Source organism: Streptomyces caeruleatus (assembly GCF_001514235.1).
Lineage (GTDB): Bacteria > Actinomycetota > Actinomycetes > Streptomycetales > Streptomycetaceae > Streptomyces > Streptomyces caeruleatus.
Genome location: NZ_KQ948924.1, coordinates 654,483 through 673,875, shown reverse-complemented (window position 1 = coordinate 673,875; position 19,393 = coordinate 654,483). Strand labels below are relative to the sequence as shown.

General features: G+C 70.6%; 14 protein-coding genes. 10 read left to right on the top strand and 4 right to left on the bottom strand.

What is annotated here, in order from left to right:
- Nucleotides 1–16: 16 nt before the first annotated feature.
- Nucleotides 17–2,092: a transketolase gene (gene tkt, locus AQJ67_RS03005; RefSeq protein ID WP_062716776.1), complete on the bottom strand. Its 2,076-nt coding sequence runs from the start codon at nucleotides 2,090–2,092 to the stop codon at nucleotides 17–19.
- Between the two features lie 185 nt (nucleotides 2,093–2,277).
- Between tkt and AQJ67_RS03000 the strand changes: the two genes are divergently transcribed.
- Both AQJ67_RS03000 and AQJ67_RS02995 read left to right on the top strand, forming a co-directional pair.
- Nucleotides 2,278–3,177 (top strand): helix-turn-helix domain-containing protein, encoded by a 900-nt coding sequence (locus tag AQJ67_RS03000; RefSeq protein WP_062716775.1) that lies wholly within the window; start codon nucleotides 2,278–2,280, stop codon nucleotides 3,175–3,177.
- Between the two features lie 67 nt (nucleotides 3,178–3,244).
- Nucleotides 3,245–3,637, top strand: coding sequence for a spore germination protein GerW family protein (locus tag AQJ67_RS02995; RefSeq protein WP_062716373.1), 393 nt, complete (start codon nucleotides 3,245–3,247; stop codon nucleotides 3,635–3,637).
- A 76-nt stretch (nucleotides 3,638–3,713) separates the two neighbouring features.
- On the opposite strand, the gene AQJ67_RS02990 is transcribed toward AQJ67_RS02995, so the two are convergent.
- The 3 genes from AQJ67_RS02990 to AQJ67_RS02980 form a co-directional block, all read right to left on the bottom strand.
- Nucleotides 3,714–5,108, bottom strand: a complete 1,395-nt coding sequence (locus AQJ67_RS02990) for a glycoside hydrolase family 16 protein (RefSeq protein WP_062716372.1) — start codon at nucleotides 5,106–5,108, stop codon at nucleotides 3,714–3,716.
- 191 nt (nucleotides 5,109–5,299) lie between these two features.
- Nucleotides 5,300–6,121 (bottom strand): IclR family transcriptional regulator, encoded by an 822-nt coding sequence (locus AQJ67_RS02985; protein WP_062716371.1) that lies wholly within the window; start codon nucleotides 6,119–6,121, stop codon nucleotides 5,300–5,302.
- Between the two features lie 12 nt (nucleotides 6,122–6,133).
- Entirely contained in the window at nucleotides 6,134–6,559 is a 426-nt protein-coding gene (locus tag AQJ67_RS02980; RefSeq protein WP_062716370.1) for a MarR family winged helix-turn-helix transcriptional regulator, read from the bottom strand.
- A 238-nt stretch (nucleotides 6,560–6,797) separates the two neighbouring features.
- Here AQJ67_RS02980 and AQJ67_RS02975 point away from each other — a divergent pair, with 238 nt between their 5' ends.
- The 8 genes from AQJ67_RS02975 (at nucleotide 6,798) to fxsT (ending at nucleotide 19,375) form a co-directional block, all read left to right on the top strand.
- The gene (locus tag AQJ67_RS02975) at nucleotides 6,798–7,715 is read left to right on the top strand and encodes an SDR family NAD(P)-dependent oxidoreductase (RefSeq protein ID WP_062716369.1); all 918 of its coding nucleotides are present in this window, start codon (nucleotides 6,798–6,800) and stop codon (nucleotides 7,713–7,715) included.
- An 11-nt stretch (nucleotides 7,716–7,726) separates the two neighbouring features.
- Nucleotides 7,727–8,602 carry an amidohydrolase family protein gene (locus AQJ67_RS02970; RefSeq protein WP_062716774.1) on the top strand — a complete coding sequence of 292 codons (876 nt, stop codon included), beginning with the start codon at nucleotides 7,727–7,729 and terminating at the stop codon, nucleotides 8,600–8,602.
- 10 nt (nucleotides 8,603–8,612) lie between these two features.
- Nucleotides 8,613–10,115 (top strand): acyl-CoA synthetase, encoded by a 1,503-nt coding sequence (locus tag AQJ67_RS02965; protein WP_062716368.1) that lies wholly within the window; start codon nucleotides 8,613–8,615, stop codon nucleotides 10,113–10,115.
- A gap of 8 nt (nucleotides 10,116–10,123) precedes the next feature.
- Nucleotides 10,124–10,579: a MaoC family dehydratase gene (locus AQJ67_RS02960; protein WP_062716367.1), complete on the top strand. Its 456-nt coding sequence runs from the start codon at nucleotides 10,124–10,126 to the stop codon at nucleotides 10,577–10,579.
- Between the two features lie 412 nt (nucleotides 10,580–10,991).
- Nucleotides 10,992–13,130: an FxsB family cyclophane-forming radical SAM/SPASM peptide maturase gene (locus AQJ67_RS02955; RefSeq protein ID WP_062716366.1), complete on the top strand. Its 2,139-nt coding sequence runs from the start codon at nucleotides 10,992–10,994 to the stop codon at nucleotides 13,128–13,130.
- Nucleotides 13,127–13,963 (top strand): AAC(3) family N-acetyltransferase, encoded by an 837-nt coding sequence (locus tag AQJ67_RS02950; protein ID WP_062716365.1) that lies wholly within the window; start codon nucleotides 13,127–13,129, stop codon nucleotides 13,961–13,963. The genes AQJ67_RS02955 and AQJ67_RS02950 overlap by 4 nt, the downstream gene beginning before the upstream one ends.
- Nucleotides 13,964–14,013: 50 nt before the next feature.
- Nucleotides 14,014–15,390, top strand: a complete 1,377-nt coding sequence (locus AQJ67_RS02945) for a TIR-like protein FxsC (RefSeq protein WP_062716364.1) — start codon at nucleotides 14,014–14,016, stop codon at nucleotides 15,388–15,390.
- Nucleotides 15,377–19,375: an FxSxx-COOH system tetratricopeptide repeat protein gene (gene fxsT, locus AQJ67_RS02940; RefSeq protein ID WP_107122768.1), complete on the top strand. Its 3,999-nt coding sequence runs from the start codon at nucleotides 15,377–15,379 to the stop codon at nucleotides 19,373–19,375. Before AQJ67_RS02945 ends, fxsT begins: the two co-directional genes overlap by 14 nt.
- Nucleotides 19,376–19,393 lie beyond the last annotated feature (18 nt).

Below are 19,393 nucleotides of genomic sequence, written 5' to 3'. Positions count from 1 at the left end.
CCTTCTGGCGTTCGGATCAACCGCGGGCGAGGGCAAGGGATTCCCTCGCGGCGGCGGCGACGTTCTCGGCGGTGAAGCCGTACTCGGCGAACAGGGTCTTGGCGTCGGCGGAGGCGCCGAAGTGCTCCAGGGAGACGATGCGTCCCGCGTCTCCGACGAACCGGTACCAGGTGAGACCGATACCGGCCTCGACGGCGACCCGCGCCTTCACGGACGGCGGCAGGACACTCTCGCGGTACTCGCGCGGCTGCTCCTCGAACCACTCCACGGACGGCATCGACACCACCCGGGTACCGATCCCGTCGGCCTCCAACCGCTCCCGCGCGGCGACGGCGAGCTGGACCTCGGAGCCGGTGGCGACGAGGACCACGTCGGGCGTCCCGGTCGAGGACTCCACGAGGACGTAACCGCCCTTCGCCGCATCGGCGTTGACCGGGAGGGTCGGCACACCCTGGCGGGTGAGCGCCAGCCCGTGCGGGGCCGGGTCGGTGGAGTGCCGCCTGAGGATCTCGGCCCAGGCGACCGCGGTCTCGTTGGCGTCGGCGGGACGGACGACGTTCAGGCCCGGGATCGCCCGCAGCGAGGCCAGATGCTCGACCGGCTGGTGGGTCGGGCCGTCCTCGCCGAGACCGACGGAGTCGTGCGTCCAGACGTACGTCACCGGCAGCTGCATCAGCGCGGACATGCGGACGGCGTTGCGCATGTAGTCGGAGAACACGAGGAACGTGCCGCCGTAGGCACGGGTGTTGCCGTGCAGGGCGATCCCGTTCATCTCGGCGGCCATCGAGAACTCGCGGATGCCGAAGTGGATGGTGCGGCCGTACGGGTCGGCCTCGGGCAGCGGGTTGCCCTTCGGCAGGAACGAACTCGTCTTGTCGATGGTGGTGTTGTTGGAGCCGGCCAGGTCGGCCGAGCCGCCCCACAGCTCCGGGACGACGGCGCCGAGCGCCTGGAGCACCTTGCCGGAGGCGGCACGGGTGGCGACCGACTTGCCCTCCTCGAAGACCGGCAGCGAGTCCTCCCAGCCCTCGGGGAGCTGCCCGGCGACGATCCGGTCGAACAGCTGCGCGCGCTCGGGGTTGGCGGCCCGCCAGGCGCCGAGCCGCTTGTCCCAGGCCGCGTGTGCCTCGGCACCGCGGTCGAGGGCGCGGCGGGAGTGGGCGAGGACCTCGTCGGCGACCTCGAAGGTCTGCTCCGGGTCGAAGCCGAGGAGGCGCTTGGTGGCGGCGATCTCGTCGGCGCCGAGGGCGGAACCGTGGGAGGCCTCGGTGTTCTGCGCGTTCGGGGCGGGCCAGGCGATGATCGTGCGCATGGCGATGATCGAGGGACGCTCCGTCTCGGCCTGCGCCGCCTTGAGGGCCGCGTACAGCGCGTGGACGTCGATGTCGCCGCCGAGCTCCGGCTCGATCCGCTGCACATGCCAGCCGTACGCCTCGTACCGCTTCAGCACGTCCTCGGAGAACGCGGTCGCGGTGTCGCCCTCGATGGAGATGTGGTTGTCGTCGTAGAGGAAGACCAGGTTGCCGAGCTTCTGGTGCCCGGCGAGCGAGGAGGCCTCGGCGGAGACGCCCTCCTGAAGGTCGCCGTCGGAGACGATCGCCCAGATGGTGTGGTCGAACGGGGACTCGCCCTCGGGGGCGTCCGGGTCGAACAGGCCACGCTCGTAGCGGGCGGCCATCGCCATGCCGACGGCGTTGGCGACGCCCTGGCCCAGCGGACCGGTGGTGGTCTCCACACCCGCGGTGTGCCCGTACTCGGGGTGCCCCGGAGTCTTCGAACCCTGGGTCCGGAAGGACTTGAGGTCGTCGAGCTCCAGCTCGTACCCGGCGAGGAAGAGCTGGGTGTAGAGGGTCAGCGAGGTGTGGCCGGGGGAGAGGACGAAGCGGTCACGCCCGGTCCACTCGGGGTCGGCCGGATCGTGCCGCATCACCTTCTGAAAGATCGTGTACGCGGCCGGGGCGAGGCTCATCGCCGTGCCCGGGTGGCCGTTGCCGACCCGCTGGACGGCATCGGCCGCCAGGAGGCGGGCCGTGTCGACGGCACGCCGGTCGAGTTCGGTCCATTCGAAGCTGTCCGGTGTCTGCGTGCTCATCTTCAAAAGTCCTCGATCGCAGCGAAGTGGCTGGTCCAACGCGTTCAAAAGTAAAAGTCTGACTTTTACGAGGGAAGGTCGGCGTGTGTCACGCTGTGGTGAAAGTGGGACACCGCGAGGAGTGCCGCGCACGGCTGAGCATGGGGCGCGCACGGGTGAGACGGTACGAGGCGGACATGGCGGACATGGCGGACGTGACGGATGTGAAGGCCGAAGGCGGCGACGGGATACGGACGTTCCCGTTCCCGGTCGATCTGAGCGTCCTCGGCGTCGGCATGCAGGTCGGCCAGATGGGCACGGGGCGCACCTGGCACGCCGCCGACGCGCCACTGGAGCGCGTGCACCGCATCGACTTCCACATCGTGATGCTCTTCGACGAGGGGCCCGTACGCCACATGATCGACTTCGCCGGGTACGAGGCGAACGCTGGTGACGTGGTGTGGATCCGGCCGGGGCAGGTACACCGCTTCTCCGGGACCGGCGGCTACCGGGGCACCGTCCTGACCATGCAGCCCGGCTTCCTGCCGCGCGCCACGGTGGAGGCGACCGGGCTCTACCGCTACGACCTGCCGCCCCTGCTCCACCCCGACGAGGCTCAGCTGACCGCTCTGCGTTCGGCCCTCGCCCAGCTCCAACGGGAGTACGAGGACACGACGACGCTGCCTTTGAGCCTGCACACGGCGGTGCTGCGGCACTCGCTCACGGCGTTCCTGCTGCGGCTGGCCCATCTCGCGGCGAGTTCCGCCGAGGCCGCGCGACGGCAGGGGGACACGACGTTCACGCTCTTCCGGGACGCGGTGGAGAAGGGGTTCGCCACCAACCACAGCGTCAGCGCCTATGCCGACCAGCTCGGGTACTCGCGGCGGACCCTCGTCCGCGCGGTGCGCGCCGCGACCGGGCTCACGCCCAAGGGGTTCATCGACAAGCGCGTGATCCTTGAGGCGAAGCGGCTGCTCGCCCATACGGACATGGCGATCGGGCGGGTGGGGGTGGCGGTCGGGTTTCCCGATGCCGCGAACTTCTCGAAGTTCTTTCATCAGCGCACGGAGGTCACGCCTGCGGTCTTCCGGGCGGAGATTCGCTGAGTGTTCGGGTTCCCCGGCCTCCGCGGGTCTTCTTGACAAGGGCAACCTGGTTGTCTACGAGTGCTGGATGACCGACCACGAGGAGAACCCCGCCGTCGCGACGCATGCCGCGGACGCGCTTTTGGAACACCTGGCCGACAGACTCGGCGGCAGCGCCTCGGTCACCGCCGTCTACGGCGAACCCGTCACCGCTGACGGCGTCACCGTCATCCCGGTCGCCAGAGTGGCCTTGGGGCTGGGCGGCGGAGCCGGGTGGGCCGGTGAGGCCGGAGGCCGTGAGGGCGGCGGTGGCGGGGGAGGGGCGGACGCCAGGCCGGTCGGCTACATCGAGATCAGCAACGGTGTCGCGAAGTACCGGCCCATCCGCCACACCTGGACCGACGTCGCGTTTCCGCTGGCCGCGCTGGTTCTCGGCATCGCGCTCCCGAACGTCCTCCGGACGCTACGCCGACGACGCTGACCATGCCGATGCCCCGCGAGGGCCGTTGGGCTCTCGCGGGGCATCGACCGGACGGCGGACGGGTGCAACGCGCCTGTCAGCGCCCGAAGTTGAACCAGTTCACGTTCACGAAGTCCGCCGACTGACCGCTGGTGAAGGTGAGATAGACGTCGTGCGTGCCGGTCACCCCGCTGATGTTCGCCGGGACGGTCCGCCACGACTGCCACCCGCCGGTGTTGCCGACCGCGAAGCTGCCCACGGGGGCGTTGCTCCGGCTGTCCAGGCGCACCTCGACCAGGCCGCTGACCCCGCCCGCCGCACCGCTCGCCACCCGGGCGACGAACTGGGTGGCCGCGCTGGAACCGAAGTTGACGCCCTTGTACAACGCCCAGTCGCCGTTCGCCACGGCGCCGATGTTCTGTCCGCCGCCCGAGTCGGACGTGGTCTCGGCGCTCACGCCGCTCTGGCTGTCGAACGACTCGGCCTGGATGGCGCTGTAGGCGTCACGGTTGCCTGTCGGCGGGGGCGTGGTACCGCTCCCGCTGGACAGCACCTGGACGTAGTCGACGACCATGGCGTGACCGGGCTGCGTCCCGCTGTCCGGGCCCCCGCCGAAGGCGTCCGGGAAGGCGCCGCCCATGGCCACGTTGAGGATGATGAAGAAGCCGTGGTTCGTGGCGTTCGTCCAGGTCGTCGCGTCGACCTGGTTGGCCCGCACCGTGTGGAAGTTGACGCCGTCGAGGTAGAAGCGGATCTCCTCGACGCTCGTCGAGCGGTCCCACTCCATCCGGTAGGTGTGGAAGCCCGCCTGGCAGGTGGTGCCGGAACAGGGGGTGTTGCCGCCGATGCCGGTGGTCTCGTTGCACGGGCCGCCCGGTGAGGTGCCGCAGTGCATGGTGGCGAACACCGTGTTCTGGCCCTGCGTGTTCTCCATGATGTCCAGCTCGCCGACGCTCGGCCAGTTCCAGTAGTCGCCCCGGTAGGGCGCGCCCAGCATCCAGAACGCCGGCCAGTACCCCTTGGCGGCGGCCCCCGTCACGTTCGGCACCTGGATACGGGACTCCACGCGGAGCTTGCCGCCCGCCGGGGGCTGGAAGTCGGTGCGGTTGGTCTCGATGCGACCGGAGGTCCAGTTCCCGGACGCGTCCCGCCGCGGGGTGATGCGGAGGTTGCCGTTGCCGTCGAGCGCGACGTTGTCGGTGCTGTTCGTCATCGTCTCGATCTCGCCGGTGCCCCAGTTGGCGGGACCACCGGGATAGCCCTTGCCGGTCGCGTACTGCCAGTCGGCGGTGTTCACGCCGGTGCCGGCCGCGCCGTTGAAGTCGTCCAGGAAGACCTGCGTCCAGCCCGACGGCGGCGTGGGCGCGGAGGCGTTGGCGGCGGGGACGGCGACGGTGGCGGTGGCCGCCGCGAGGCCCAGTGTGCCGAGCAGGGCGACGAACGTCCGCCTGAGGGAGCGGTGTCTGCGATGTATGCCGGAGGGTTCACTCATGGGGGGTGCTGCCTCTCGGTGTACGGGTGGGAGTGCGGGGAGCCTTGGGCTATGAGAGCGCTCTCAAAGTGTCGCCAATGTGCTCCCCGTCCCTCCGGTCGTCAAGAGGTGAAGCAGAGGAAACCCTTCCAGCACAGGGGAGTTCACCCTGTGAAGGCGGAAATGTGCTAGAGAGACCCCCAGGTCAGCGCCTACGCCCCCTTCTCCGGCTGCCACCCCAGCCCCCGCGAGATCCCGCGCGCCGCGAGCCGTACCGCCGGCACCAGGACCGGGACCTGCGCGTCGGCCTGCGGTACGACGACGGACACGGCGGCGACGACCGACCCGCCAGGACCGCGCACCGGGGCCGCCACCGACAGCGCGTCGTCGGTGACCTGGCGGCTGCTCACCGCCACCCCCGTGCGGCGCACCTCGGCCAGCATGCGGCGCAGCCGGGCCGGCTCGGTGACGGTGTACGGCGTGAAGACGGCGAGGGGGCCGGCGCAGTACTCCTCCTGGAACTCGGGGTCGCTGTGCGCGAGCAGGGCGAGCCCGACCCCGGTGGCGTGCAGCGGCCAGCGCGCCCCGACCCGGATGTGCACGCCGACCGCGGAGCGTCCCGACAGCCACTCGATGTAGACGACCTCGGCTCCGTCCCGCACCGCCAACTGCACGTTCTCGTGCGTCGCCTCGTACAGGTCCTCCAGGTGCGGCAGCGCGAGCTGTCGCAGGGCCAGCCCGCGCGGCGCCAGTGCCGCGAGCTCCCACAGCCGCAGCCCGATGTGGTAGAGGCCGGAGTCGTCCCGCTCCAGGGCGCCCCACTCGGTGAGGGCGTTCACCAGCCGGTGCGCGGTGCTCAGGCTCAGCCCGGCCCGACGGCTGATGTCCGTCAGACACAGCGCGGGATGTGCGAGATCGAAGGCCCCGAGCACGGACAGCAGCCGGTCGGGCGCGGAACGCGCCTCCTTGGCCGGCCCGGACGGGACGGGCGGCGCGGGCGGCGTGGGTGGCACTGCTTTGGAGGTCATCGGCATTTCATCACCCTGTCACCCCAGCCCGGACTCGGTGAGCCGCTGAAGCAGCCCGTGGAGCTGCTCCCGCTCGGCCGGGTCGAGGGGCTGGAGGAGTTCGTTGGTGACCCGCTGCCCGGCCTCGTCGGTGTCCCGCAGGAACGCGCGACCGCCCTCGGTCAGGACGATGATCCGGCTGCGGCGGTCGTCGGGGGAGGGGCGCCGCTCGGCGAAGCCCAGCTTCTCCAGGTCGTCGACCAGGCCGACGATCGCGCTCGGGTCGTAGCCGAGGGAGGCGCTCAGCTCGCGCTGGAGGGCGCCCGGGGACGTGGCGAGGAACCGCAGCACCGCGTAGTGGCGCAGCCGCAGCCCCGACTCCTGGAGGAACGTGTTGAACAACTGACCCGAGCGCAGGCCCAGGCGGTACAGCAGGTAACCCGTGTCCGCGTGCAGTCCGCGCATCCACGGTTCGTGTCCGTCGATGGGTGCCGGGTTCGTGGCGTGCTGGCGGGCGATGGCGGACTCCCTGGTCTCGGCCCCCGGTGCCGGGGGTTCCTCTGTGCAGATTCCAGCATGACGCACCCGAAGGTCACCAACAACTATTGACGACAACAATTATTGCTCTTAACTTCGATCCCGTAGCCGCACCTCGCGTCGAAGCAACCCATGACGCAGCACCCCACGTCGAAGGGACCCTCCCGTGCCCAGCATCGATCTCACCGGCAAGGCCGCCGTCGTCACCGGCAGCGGCCGGGGCCTCGGCCTCGCCTATGCCCACGCCCTGGCCGCGCACGGCGCCTCCGTGGTCGTCAACGACGTCGACGAGGCCGTGGCCGAGGCGGCCGTGAAGTCCATCACCGAGGCGGGCGGCACCGCCGTCGCCGAGGTCGTCCCCGTGGGCACCACCGAGGCCGCCGAGCGGCTGGTGAACCGCGCGGTCGAGGAGTTCGGGCGGCTCGACATCCTGGTGACCAACGCGGGCATCCTGCGCGACAAGGTCCTGTGGAAGATGACCGACGACGACTTCGACGCGGTGATCACCACCCACCTCAAGGGCACCTTCACCTGTGCCCGCGCCGCCGCCGTCCGGATGCGCGAGCAGGGCGAGGGCGGCACCCTGGTCCTGGTCGGCTCCCCGGCCGGCCAGCGCGGCAACTTCGGCCAGACGAACTACGCGGCCGCCAAGGCCGGCATCGCCGCCATGGCCCGCACCTGGTCCATGGAGCTGGGCCGCGCGAACATCACCGTCAACGCGATCGTGCCGGTCGCCGCGACCGCCATGACCGAGACCATCCCCGCCTTCGCCCCGTACATCGAGGCCATGAAGAACGGCGAGCCGCTCCCCGACTTCCTGCGCAAGGGCGAGGGCTTCGGCACCCCCGAGGACTGCGCCGCCCTCGTCCCCTTCCTCGCCTCCGAGGCAGCCCGGGGCATCACCGGCCAGGCCATCGGCGTCGGCGGCGACAAGGTGGCACTCTGGTCGCATCCGCAGGAGATCGCGGCCGCCTACGCCGACGGCGGCTGGACCCCCGACACCCTGGCCGACGTCTGGCCCACCTCGGTCGGCGCCGCACTCCAGTCGGTCGGCATCCCGGCGCCCAAGTTCCCGGAGGCGTGATGGCCCCGTCCATGAACCCCGACGACCTCGTCGCTATCGACGTCCACACCCACGCGGAGGTCTCCTCCAGGGGCCACTCCTCCCTGGACGACGACCTGCACGACGCCTCCTCCGCCTACTTCAAGGTCGAGGGCAAGCGGAAGCCGACCCTGGAGGAGACCGCCGCGTACTACCGCGAGCGGAAGATGGCCGCCGTGATCTTCACGGTCGACGCCGAGTCCGCCACCGGCACCGCGCCCGTCCCGAACGAGGAGGTCGCCGAGGCCGCGGCCGCCAACGCGGACGTCCTGATCCCCTTCGCGTCCATCGACCCCTTCCGCGGCAAGGCGGGCGTGAAGCAGGCCCGCCGCCTGGTCGAGGAGTACGGGGTGAAGGGCTTCAAGTTCCACCCCAGCATCCAGGGCTTCTTCCCCAACGACCGCTCGGTGGCGTACGACCTCTTCGAGGTCATCGAGGAGACGGGCACCATCGCCCTCTTCCACACGGGCCAGACGGGCATCGGCGCCGGGGTGCCCGGCGGGGGCGGCATCCGCCTCAAGTACTCCAACCCCCTGCACGTCGACGACGTGGCGGCCGACTTCCCCCACCTGAAGATCATCCTGGCGCACCCGTCCTTCCCCTGGCAGGACGAGGCCCTCGCCGTCGCCACCCACAAGCCGGGTGTGCACATCGACCTGTCCGGCTGGTCGCCGAAGTACTTCCCGCCGCAGCTGGTGCAGTACGCCAACACCCTGCTGAAGGACAAGGTCCTCTTCGGCTCCGACTTCCCCGTCCTCACCCCCGACCGCTGGCTCGCCGACTTCGAGAAGCTGTCGATCAAGGACGAGGTCAAGCCGAAGATCCTCAAGGAGAACGCCGCCCGGCTGCTCGGGCTGACGAAACCGTAAGGGGCGTGACATGCGCAACGAGGGACTGGGGTCATGGCCCGCACGCCGGGCCCGCAAGACCCCGCACCGCACCGCCCTGATCCACGGCGGGACGTCCATGGACTACCGCACCCTGCACCTGCGCACCACCCGCCTCGCCCACGCCCTGCGCGACAGGGGCGTGCGGCGCGGCGACCGCATCGCCTACCTCGGCCCGAACCACCCCTCCTACCTGGAGACCCTGTTCGCGGCCGGCACGCTCGGCGCGGTCTTCGTCCCGCTCAACACCCGCCTCGCCGGTCCCGAGATCGCCTACCAGCTCGCCGACTCCGGAGCCAAGGCCCTCGTCTACGGCCCCTCCCACGCCGGGCTCGTGGCCGGACTGCCGGGCAGCACGGACGTCCGCACCTACGTCGAAGTGGGCGCCGAGTACGAGGAGGCGCTCGCCTCAGCCTCCGAGGAACCCGTCGACACCCCGGTCACCCCGGACGACACCTGCATCATCATGTACACCTCGGGGACGACCGGCCGCCCCAAGGGCGCGATGCTCACCCACGGCAACATCACCTGGAACGCGCTCAACGTCCTCGTCGACACCGACCTGATCGCCGACGAACGCGCCCTGGTCTCGGCCCCGTTGTTCCACACGGCGGGCCTGAACATGCTGACGCTCCCGGTCCTGCTCAAGGGCGGCACCTGCGTCCTGGTCGAGGCCTTCGACCCGGACGCCACCTTCGACCTGATCGAACGGCACCGGATCACCTTCATGTTCGGCGTGCCGACCATGTTCGACCAGATCGCCCGCCATCCGCGCTGGCCCGACGCCGACCTGTCGTCCCTGCGCATCCTCACCTGCGGCGGCTCCCCGGTCCCGACCCCGCTCATCGCCGCCTACCAGCAACGGGAACTGACGTTCCTTCAGGGCTACGGCATGACGGAGGCCGCCCCCGGCACCCTGTTCCTGGACGCCGAACACGCCGTCGGCAAGGCCGGTTCGGCGGGCGTGCCGCACTTCTTCAGCGACGTACGCGTCGTCCGGCCGGACCTGGCGCCGGTCGACGTCGGCGAGACCGGCGAGATCGTCGTCCGCGGCCCGCACGTCATGCCCGGCTACTGGGGGCTGCCCGAGGAGACGGCCGCCTCCTTCGCGGACGGCTGGTTCCGCAGCGGGGACGCGGCCCGGATCGACGAGGACGGCTACGTCTTCATCGTCGACCGCATCAAGGACATGATCATCTCCGGCGGCGAGAACATCTACCCCGCCGAGATCGAGGACCTGCTCCTCGCCCACCCGGACATCGTCGAGTGCGCGGTCATCGGCGTGCCCGACGACAAGTGGGGCGAGGTGCCGCGCGCGGTCGTCGTCCCCCGCGAGGGCACCGCACCCGACCCCGACGCGATCCTCGCGTCCCTCGCCGGCCGACTCGCCAAGTACAAGATCCCGAAATCGGTGGTCCTCGCGGACGAACTCCCGCGCACCGCCTCAGGAAAACTCCTCAAGTCCCGCGTCCGTACCCGATACGGCAACAGTTAAGGAACCCCATGAGCATCACCGTGAACGGCCTCGACGAACTGAAGAAGCTCGCGGGCAGCGACCTCGGCACCAGTGAATGGATCGAGATCACCCAGGACCGCATCAACACCTTCGCCGACGCCACCGGCGACCACCAGTGGATCCACGTGGACCCGGAGAAGGCGGCCGCGGGCCCGTTCGGCGCTCCCATCGCCCACGGTTACCTCACCCTCTCCCTCTTCATCCCCCTGTTCACCGAGCTGCTGGACGTCCAGGGGGTCACCACGAAGGTCAACTACGGCCTGAACAAGGTGCGTTTCCCCTCGCCGGTGAAGGTCGGCTCCCGCATACGCCTGGTCGGGAAGCTGGCGGAGGTCGAGGAGGTGCCGGGAGGGGTGCAGATCGCTGTCGAGGGGACCATCGAGATCGAGGGCGGGAGCAAGCCGGCGGCGGTGCTGCAGAGCGTGAAGCGGTTCTACGCCTGAGCCGGCCCAAAGCGTCCATACACAGACGGCACGTCACCCGTGCGGAGCCACTTCCTCATCAGAATTCACACAGGTGACCTGGGAAAACAGAAATGCAGTGGCCCTGACGCCTCGAAGGTGGCACTGCTTAGCGGTAGCGTGCTGCCATAAAAGTTCTGCCCCAACGCTCCTCTGCCCACCCACTTGGGCCTTTCGACAGGGAATGCCGTGACCATTCCAGCAAGAACCACCGCAGGTACGACCGTGCAGTCGGTGGTCGCCGCCGAGCCTCGCAAGAGCGCGCTGCGGCTCGATACTCCGCACGACCCGAAGAGTGTCCGAGGAGTGCGTCGCGCCCTGTCGACCACCAGGGTAGGCAGCAGGGCAGGGGTGACCTTCCAGTCGTCCATCTGAGGACACCGAATCCTCCGTCATGACCGGTCCGACTCTTCCGCTGCGGCAGCTCGTGCTGAAAGTGCACAGCAGGTGCGATCTCGCCTGCCGGCACTGCTACATCTACGAGCATGCCGACCAGAGCTGGAGCTCCCGGCCCAGGGTGATCTCCGAAGAGACGATCTCCTGGACGGCCCTCCGGCTGTCGGAGCATGCCAAGGACCATGGGCTCGCCTCCGTTCAGGTCATCCTGCACGGGGGCGAGCCCCTTTTGGCGGGCCCGGCGCGATTACGTCTCATCTGCGAGGAACTCCGCACCGCCCTGCGCGGAGTGTGCGAACTGGATCTGCGGATCCACACCAACGGCGTGCAGCTGAATGAGCGTCACCTCGACCTCTTCGCCGCACACGACGTCCGCGTCGGCATCTCGCTCGACGGCGACCGCGCCGCCAACGACCGCCACCGCCTCTTCACTGACGGCCGCAGCAGCTACGACAAGGTGCTCAGGGCCCTGGGGCTGCTGGACCAGGACCGCTACCGTCATCTCTTCGCCGGGATCCTGTGCACCGTCGACGTGCGCAACGACCCGATCGCCGCCTACGACGCCCTGGCCGCGCTGCGCCCCCCACGCATCGACTTCCTCCTGCCCCACGCCACCTGGGACACGCCGCCCCTCAGACCCGACGGCGCCCTCACCCCGTACGCCGACTGGCTCCTGGCGATCTACGACCGGTGGGACTCCCAGGGGCGCCCGATGCCGGTGCGGCTGTTCGACTCGGTGATCAGCACCCTCGGCGGTGGTCCCGCCCTGACCGAGGCGATGGGGCTGGAATCGGCCGACGTGGTCGTCGTCGAGACCGACGGGACGTACGAGCAGGCCGACTCCCTGAAGACCGCGTACGACGGGGCGCCCGTCACCGGCAAGGACGTCTTCCGGCACACCCTCGACGAGGTGGCCCGCCACCCCGGCATGACCGCCCGGCAGCACGGCCTGGACGACCTGTGCACGCAATGCCGTACCTGCCCGGTGGTCCGCTCCTGCGGCGGGGGGCTCTTCGCCCACCGCTATCGCGACGACGGCAGCGGCTTCGACAACCCGTCGGTCTTCTGCGCCGACCTGGCCGAGCTGATCCACTCCATCGACGCCAGGACCGGCGTCGGCGCGAACCGGCCGATCAAGGGCTTTGACGAACTGGCCGACGGCACCGACGACGGCACTGGGGTAAGGGAGTTGATCCGGTCCCGCGAGCGCGTCACCCTCGACCTGCTCAAGGCGCTGCATTCCGAACCAGGCCGATTTGAAAGCGAGTTGTGGGCTCCTGCATGGCAACTCGCCCTGAAACTCGGTGAGTACGACGAATCACTGCTCGCGTCGCTCCTGACGCACCCCTACACCAGGCCCTGGATCCTGCGCTGCCTCGACGGCGACGCCCCTCCCGGCCACCTGGCCTCGCTCGTGGCGGCGGTCGCACTGCCCGCGCGTGCCGCCGACGGCATCGAGGTCCCCGTACGCGACGGTTTCGCCCACCTCCCCGGACTCGGCCGACTCCGTGCCGAACTCCCGGACAGCACCGTCCGGTTGGATCCCGATGTCGTCGCCGGGTCGCCCTCCGTCTGGGAGCCCGTGCGGTGGCTGCGGACCGAGGGGCTGGAGGTCGCCGTCGACGACATGGACCCCTACCGCGACTGCTTCGGTACTCCGGTGCGGGCACGGCTGACGGACGAGGACATGCAGCTCTGGCGGCATGTGGTGCCGCAGGCCTGGACGTTGATCGGGAAGACCCTGCCCGCCGTCGCCGCCGGAATGGCCGCGGGGGTCTCGGTGCTGACGCCGCTCGCCGCCCCGCCCGACCCCGAACGCACCACGGCCGGCGCCGGTTTCACGGCCCTGGGCGTACACCTCCACCCCGACCCGGCGGACGTCGCCGTCGACCTCGTCCGCGGATTCCGGCTCGGACTCCTGGACGCCCTGCTCGACGAGTGCGAGTTGTACGACGAGGCGGACACGGACGTCGCGGCACTACTCGCCGACACCTACGCACGCGCGGCCACCGATGCCCTGCGCCCGGCCCCCGAGGCGGCCCACCGCACCCGCGCGCAGTGGGAGCGACTCGCGTCCGCCGCGTCGCTCACCGCGCTCGGCCGGCGTTTCGTCGACGGCATCGGGCGGAGCCTGTGAGCGGCGTCCGGCCCCTCGGCGAGGGGCTGCGGGCGTTGGGGGTCCGGCCAGGCGCGGTCTTGCTGGTGCATGCCTCGCTGCGGCGGGTCGGGGCCCCGCCCGAGGCTGTGCTGGCCGCGCTGCTCGATGTTCTCGGGCCCGAGGGGACGCTGGTCGTACCGACGTTCACCGCGGGGAACTCCGACACCTCGCCGGCGTATCGGAAGCGGATTCACGGCATGACGGAACGTCAAGTCACCGACTACCGGGCCGGTATGCCGCCGTTCGAGGCAGATCGGACTCCCTCCCAGGGCATGGGGCGGCTGGCCGAGGCCGTGCGGTGCCATGGTGAGGCCGTGCGCAGTGCGCATCCGCAGACGTCGTTCGCGGCCGTGGGCGCCCGTGCGCGGGAGTTGATGGCGGCGCACGACGAGGAGTGTCATCTGGGGGAGCGCTCCCCGCTGGCCCCGCTGTACCGGGCCGGGGCCCAGGTGTTGCTCATGGGGGTCGGCTACGAGGTGTGCAGTGCCTTCCACCTCGCCGAGTACCGTGTGGAGGAGCCGCCGCACCGGGAGTACAGCTGCGTGGTCCTGCGGGATGGCGAGCGGTGCTGGATCTCGTACAAGGACGTCGCTCTCGACGACCGTGACTTCGGCGCCCTGGGCCGGGCGTTCCAGGCGTACGGCGACACGCGGCACGAGCCCGTCGTCCGGCGCGGTCCGGTCGGGGATGCCCGGGCCCGGTTGTTCCCCTTGGCGAGGGCGGTGGATTTCGCCACCGGATGGCTGGCCCGAAATCGACCCCGCGGCCTTTTCACGGAGCCGTCACAAATCGCTGCGGGGTTCCTACACTGAGTGTCCACCCCCGCGGGGCGGGGGGACGGGGGACGGGATCGGGGGATCGCGTGGAGCCGACGGCACCGACGGGGGAGGACCTCACCGCTCCCTATTTTTTCCTGAGCTACGCCCACCTCCCCCGAAACGGCTCGGAAGAGGCCGATCCGGACCTGTGGGTCCACCGTCTCTTCTGCGACCTGTGCGAGCACATCCAGAACATGACCGCCCACGCCGGCGCACCCGGGTTCATGGACCGCTCGATGCGGGCCGGGCAGATCTGGAGTCATGAACTCGCCGACTCACTGGTCGGTTGCCGGGTGTTCGTGCCGCTGTACTCGCCGCGGTACTTCATCAGCTCCTGGTGCGGCAAGGAGTGGGCCGTCTTCGGCGGCCGTCAGGCGCGCTACCGGGTCGAGGGCCAGCGCGGTACGCCCAGCGCGGTGGTGCCCGCCCTGTGGTCGCCGGTGCCCGACCACCAACTTCCGGACACTGTCAAGGAAGTGCAGTACGCGCACCCCGAACTCGGCCAGAAGTACCGCTCGTTCGGGCTGTACGGACTGGCCAAACTCAGTTCGTTCCGCAACGACTACCAGAAGGCCGTGCTGCACCTGGCCCGGCGCATCGTCGAAGTCGGCGAGAGCATCGTCGTGGAACGCGGCGACCGGACCGCGATGGACACCGCGCACGACGCCTTCGCCGGCCCGCCCGCCGCAGCCGTGACGCTCACCCGGCCCGCCGGGCGCACGACCACCGCCGGAGACTCCGCGGCCGCCCGCCCGGCCCGTCCCACGACCCCCGGGCGCAGGCTGCGGATCAGCGTGGCGGCGGGCAGCCTGGACCGGTTACCCGAGGGGCGCGGCCCCGACTGCTACGGCCCCTCACCGCTCGACTGGAACCCCTACCACCCCACCTCCGCCCAGCCGCTCGCCCAGGTGGTCGCCGGTATCGCGGAGCGGCTCCAACTCCGGCCCGACCTAAGGGAGTTCGGCCAGGTCTCCGGTCCCGCCGACGGCCCGGAGGTCCTGCTCCTGGACCGCTGGGTCCTGCGCGACCGCGAACAGCGCGGCCGGCTGCGCGAGTTCGACTCCGGCGCCCGGCGCTCCACCGGTCTCGCCGTCCCGTGGAACCGCGCCGACCCGGACAGTGACGAGGCCGAGGACGAACTGGCCGCCGAGGTGGAGGTCACCCTGCCCCGCCTGATGTACCAGGGGCGGCAGACGTGCAGACCCGCCGTCCAGGGCATCCCCGACCGCAAGGCCTTCAGCCACCTGCTGCCGCGCGTCGTGCAGGAGGCCGAGAGGGAGTACCTCAGAAGAGCCCCGGCCAGGACGCCGTCCGGTCAGGGCACCGCGCGATTCCGGCTGGGCGCTTCGGACAGCCCGGACAGCCGGCCACAGGGACACCGCCGGGACGCCGAGGAGGAAGACCGCGATGAGCAGCGTTGACGAACGGGGCGAACGGGCCGAACGGGATGAGCGAGACGGGCGTACGGGCCGTATCGTGACGTTCTACTCGTACAAGGGCGGTACCGGCCGGACCATGGCCCTGGCCAACACCGCGTGGATCCTGGCCGCCAACGGCAAACGCGTCCTCGCGGTCGACTGGGACCTGGAGGCGCCGGGCCTGCACCGCTTCTTCCATCCCTTCCTGGATCCGGCCACCGTCGGCGCCACCACCGGCGTCATCGACCTGCTCAAGGAGTACGCCTGGGCGGCCACCGGTGGCGAGGGCGAGGACGAGCAGCGCCCGCCCGACTGGCACCGGGAGTACGCCCGTATCCAGCGCCACGCCGTCTCGCTGGACTGGCCCTTCCCCGAACCCGGCACCCTGGACCTGGTCTCGGCGGGCCGGCAGAGCCGTGACTACTCGGCGATCGTGAGCACCTTCGACTGGGACAACTTCTACGACCGCCTCGGCGGCGGACTGTTCTTCGACGCCCTGCGCGAGGACATGCGGCAGAACTACGACTACGTCCTCATCGACAGCCGCACCGGACTGTCCGACATCGCCGACATCTGCACCGCCCACCTGCCCGACGTCCTCGTGGACTGCTTCACCCTCAGCGACCAGAGCATCGACGGTGCCTCCATGGTCGCCCACGACATCCACGACCGCTTCCACAGCCGCAGCATCCGCATCCTGCCCGTCCCCATGCGCATCGACGAGGGCGAGAAGGAGAAGGCCGACGCCGGACGCTCGCTGGCCCGGGCGAAGTTCGACGGGCTCCCGGCCGGCCTGGTCGACGACGAACTGTCCACCTACTGGGGGTCGGTGGAGGTCCCGTACCGGCCCTACTACGCCTACGAGGAGACGCTGGCCACCTTCGGCGACGAGGCCGGCAACCCCACCTCGCTGCTGTCGGCCTTCGAGCGGCTCACCAGCGTGATCAGCGACCGGGCGATCACCACGCTGCCGCGCATGGACAAGGATCTGCGCGAGGGCATCAAGAAGAAGTTCACCCGCACCCGGCTGTCGCTGCCGGCCGACCTGCATCTGAGCTATGTCGCCGAGGACCGCATGTGGGCCGACTGGATCGCGGTGCTGCTGTCCCGGGCCGGGTTCCGGGTGGTGCTCAGGTACGTGGGCTGCGACGGGGACGGTGCCGAGCAGCCCGCCGACCGGACCGTCGTCGTGATCTCCCCGGCGTACCAGCGCTCCGCACGGGCCCGGCAGGTGTGGGAGGCGGCCACGGGCGGTGACCCGTCCGGCCGCCGCCAGGTGGTGGCGGTGCGGGTCGGCGACTTCCGGCCGGCGCCGATGTTCAGCGAGTGGCCCGCGGTCGACCTGGTGCGCACGAACGAGAAGAACGCGGCCTCCGCGCTGCTGCGGGCCCTCGGCAAACCGCCCCTGCCGGCCGAACTGCCCGACGACGCCGTCGCCTCCGACGCCCGCTTCCCGGACACGGTGCCCAAGTTCTGGAACGTCTCCCCGCGCAACGCCGCCTTCACCGGCCGCAGCGCGTTGCTGGAGCGGCTGCGCGACGGCCTCGGCAGCGCCTCCGGCGGCACGGCCGCGATGTACGCCCTGTACGGGCTGGGGGGTGTCGGCAAGACACAGATCGCGCTGGAGTACGTGCACCGCTTCGCCGCCGACTACGACCTGGTGTGGTGGATCCCCTCGGAGCAGAACGAACTCGTGGTCTCCGCCCTCGCCGAACTGGCCCGCAAGCTGGGCCTGCGGGTCGGGGACGACGCGGCACAGGTCGCCCAGGAGGTGCGCGACCATCTGCGCCAGTCGAGCTCGACCCTGCGCTGGCTGCTGGTGTTCGACAACGCCGACGAGCCGCAGGAGGTCAGCCGGCACTTCCCCGGCGGCAACGGCCACGTCCTGGTGACCTCGCGGAACCAGACCTGGCTCCAGTACGGCAAGGCCCTGGAGATCGACCCGTTCCTGCGCGAGGAGAGCGTCGAACACCTGCTGCGCCGGGCCGCCGACCTCACCGCCGAGGACGCCGACCGGGTCGCCGCCGCCGTGGGTGACCTGCCGCTGGCACTCGACCAGGCGGGGGCGTGGCTCGCCGAGACGGGCACACCCGTCGACACCTACCTCGCCGAACTGGAGCAACAGGCCGAACGCGTCCTGTCGTTCAGCCAGCCCGCGAACTACCCGAAACCCGTGGGCGCCACCTGGAACGTCTCCATCGAGCGGCTCAAGGAGCGCTCCCCGGCCGCCGTACGCCTGCTCCAGCTGTGCGCCTTCTTCGCGGCCGAGCCCATCTCCATGAAGCTGCTCTACGGCGACGAGATGATCCGCGTCCTCGCCACGGAGGACCCCTCACTCCAGGAGAAGATGGTCCTCGGTCAGGTCATCCGGGAGATAGGCCGTTTCGCGCTCGCCAAGGTCGACCGGGCCACCGAGTCGATCCAGGTGCACCGGCTGGTGCAGGCGGTGATCCGCTCCCAGCTCACCCGCCAGGAGCAGGAGGAGGCCCAGCACGTCGTCCACCGCATCCTGGCCGGCGCCCGCCCCTCCGGTGAGGAGCCGATCGACGACCCGGAGAACCAGCCCACCTTCGCGGCGATCTGGCCGCACCTGGAGGCCTCCGAGGCCAGCATCTGCGACGAACCGGAGACCCGGCAGCTGCTCATCGACCGGGTCCGCTACCTGTGGAAGCGCGGCGACCTGAACGCCGCCCTCACCCTCGGGGAGGCGCTGCGGCGCCTGTGGGAGGGGCAGCTGACCGAGCGGGTGAGCGCCGCCCAGCGGAGCCACGCCGCGAACCTCCGGATCCAGATCCTGCATCTCAGGTTCCACATCGCCAACGTGCTGCGCTCGCTCGGCAAGTACGTGGAGGCGGAGAAGCTGGGCTCGGACACCCTGGCCCGCCAGCGCGACCTGCTGCGGCCCGGACACCCGCACATCCTCATGACGGCCAGCGGCCTCGCGATGGACCTCGGCAACGTGGGCCGCTTCAACGACGCCCTCGACATGGCCACCGAGGCCTACCTCGGCTTCAAGGAGAGCTTCGGCGAGGACCACCCGCGCACGCTCAGCGCCAACAACAACCGCGCCCTGTGCCTGCGCCAGCTCGGCCGCTACAGCGAGGCCCGCGACGTCGACCAGGAGATCTACGACCGACGCCGCAACGACCTGGGCAAGGAGCACCCGCACACCCTGATCAGCGTCACCAACCTGGGCCGCGACCTGCGGGAGGTCGGCGAGTACGAGACGTCGATCTCCCTGCTGCGCGACAGCTACCAGTCCTACGAGGCACTGTTCGGCACGGTCCACCCCGAGACCCTGCGCACGGCCAAGAGCCTCGCGGTCTCGCTGCGCAAGGCCGGACAGCTTCAGGAGGCCCGCGCCCTCACCCAGCAGACCCGTGAGCTCTACCGAGTACGGGAGACCCCCACGTCCACCCCGGACGTCCTGGACTGCACCCTGAACTACGCGGCCGACCTGTACGCCACCGGGGCCAGGGACGAGGCGCTGGTGCTGGCGCAGGACATAGTGCGGCAGTACCGGACGGCACCCGGCGAGCGCCACCCGGCGACCCTGGCCGCCGTCAACAACCTCGGCATCTTCCTGCGCGGGGCCGGTGAGGCGGCTCAGGCCGGCAAGCTGATGGAACGTAACTTCGCCACCCTGCGGAAGGTGCTCGGCGAGCGCCACCCGTACACCCTCGCCGCCGCCGTCAACCTCGCCAACGTGCTCGCGGAACAGGGCGAGTTGCGCGAGGCCGAGGAACTGGAACGGACGGCCGTGGCAGGATTCCAGGCCGCCCTGGGCCCGAAGCACCCGGACACGATCGTCTCCCGCGCCAACCTGGCCGTGACCCTGCGCGCGCTGCGCCGGATCCCCGAGGCCGACCAGCTCCAGGAGAGCGCCCAGGCCGAGCTGACCCGGCTGCTCGGCGAGGAACACCCGCACACGGTGAGCGTGCGCGACGGCAAGCGGATCCACCGGGACCTGGAGCCGCTGGCCGTGTGACCGCCGCGCCCAGGGCGT

Excerpts from the sequence above, each read along its gene's own strand:
- tkt (WP_062716776.1), bottom strand. The coding sequence starts at position 2,092 with ATGAGCACGCAGACACCGGACAGCTTCGAATGGACCGAACTCGACCGG.
- AQJ67_RS03000 (WP_062716775.1), top strand. The coding sequence starts at position 2,278 with ATGGCGGACGTGACGGATGTGAAGGCCGAAGGCGGCGACGGGATACGG.
- AQJ67_RS02995 (WP_062716373.1), top strand. The coding sequence starts at position 3,245 with ATGACCGACCACGAGGAGAACCCCGCCGTCGCGACGCATGCCGCGGAC.
- AQJ67_RS02990 (WP_062716372.1), bottom strand. The coding sequence starts at position 5,108 with ATGAGTGAACCCTCCGGCATACATCGCAGACACCGCTCCCTCAGGCGG.
- AQJ67_RS02985 (WP_062716371.1), bottom strand. The coding sequence starts at position 6,121 with ATGCCGATGACCTCCAAAGCAGTGCCACCCACGCCGCCCGCGCCGCCC.
- AQJ67_RS02980 (WP_062716370.1), bottom strand. The coding sequence starts at position 6,559 with ATGCGCGGACTGCACGCGGACACGGGTTACCTGCTGTACCGCCTGGGC.
- AQJ67_RS02970 (WP_062716774.1), top strand. The coding sequence starts at position 7,727 with ATGAACCCCGACGACCTCGTCGCTATCGACGTCCACACCCACGCGGAG.
- AQJ67_RS02965 (WP_062716368.1), top strand. The coding sequence starts at position 8,613 with ATGCGCAACGAGGGACTGGGGTCATGGCCCGCACGCCGGGCCCGCAAG.
- AQJ67_RS02960 (WP_062716367.1), top strand. The coding sequence starts at position 10,124 with ATGAGCATCACCGTGAACGGCCTCGACGAACTGAAGAAGCTCGCGGGC.
- AQJ67_RS02955 (WP_062716366.1), top strand. The coding sequence starts at position 10,992 with ATGACCGGTCCGACTCTTCCGCTGCGGCAGCTCGTGCTGAAAGTGCAC.
- fxsT (WP_107122768.1), top strand. The coding sequence starts at position 15,377 with ATGAGCAGCGTTGACGAACGGGGCGAACGGGCCGAACGGGATGAGCGA.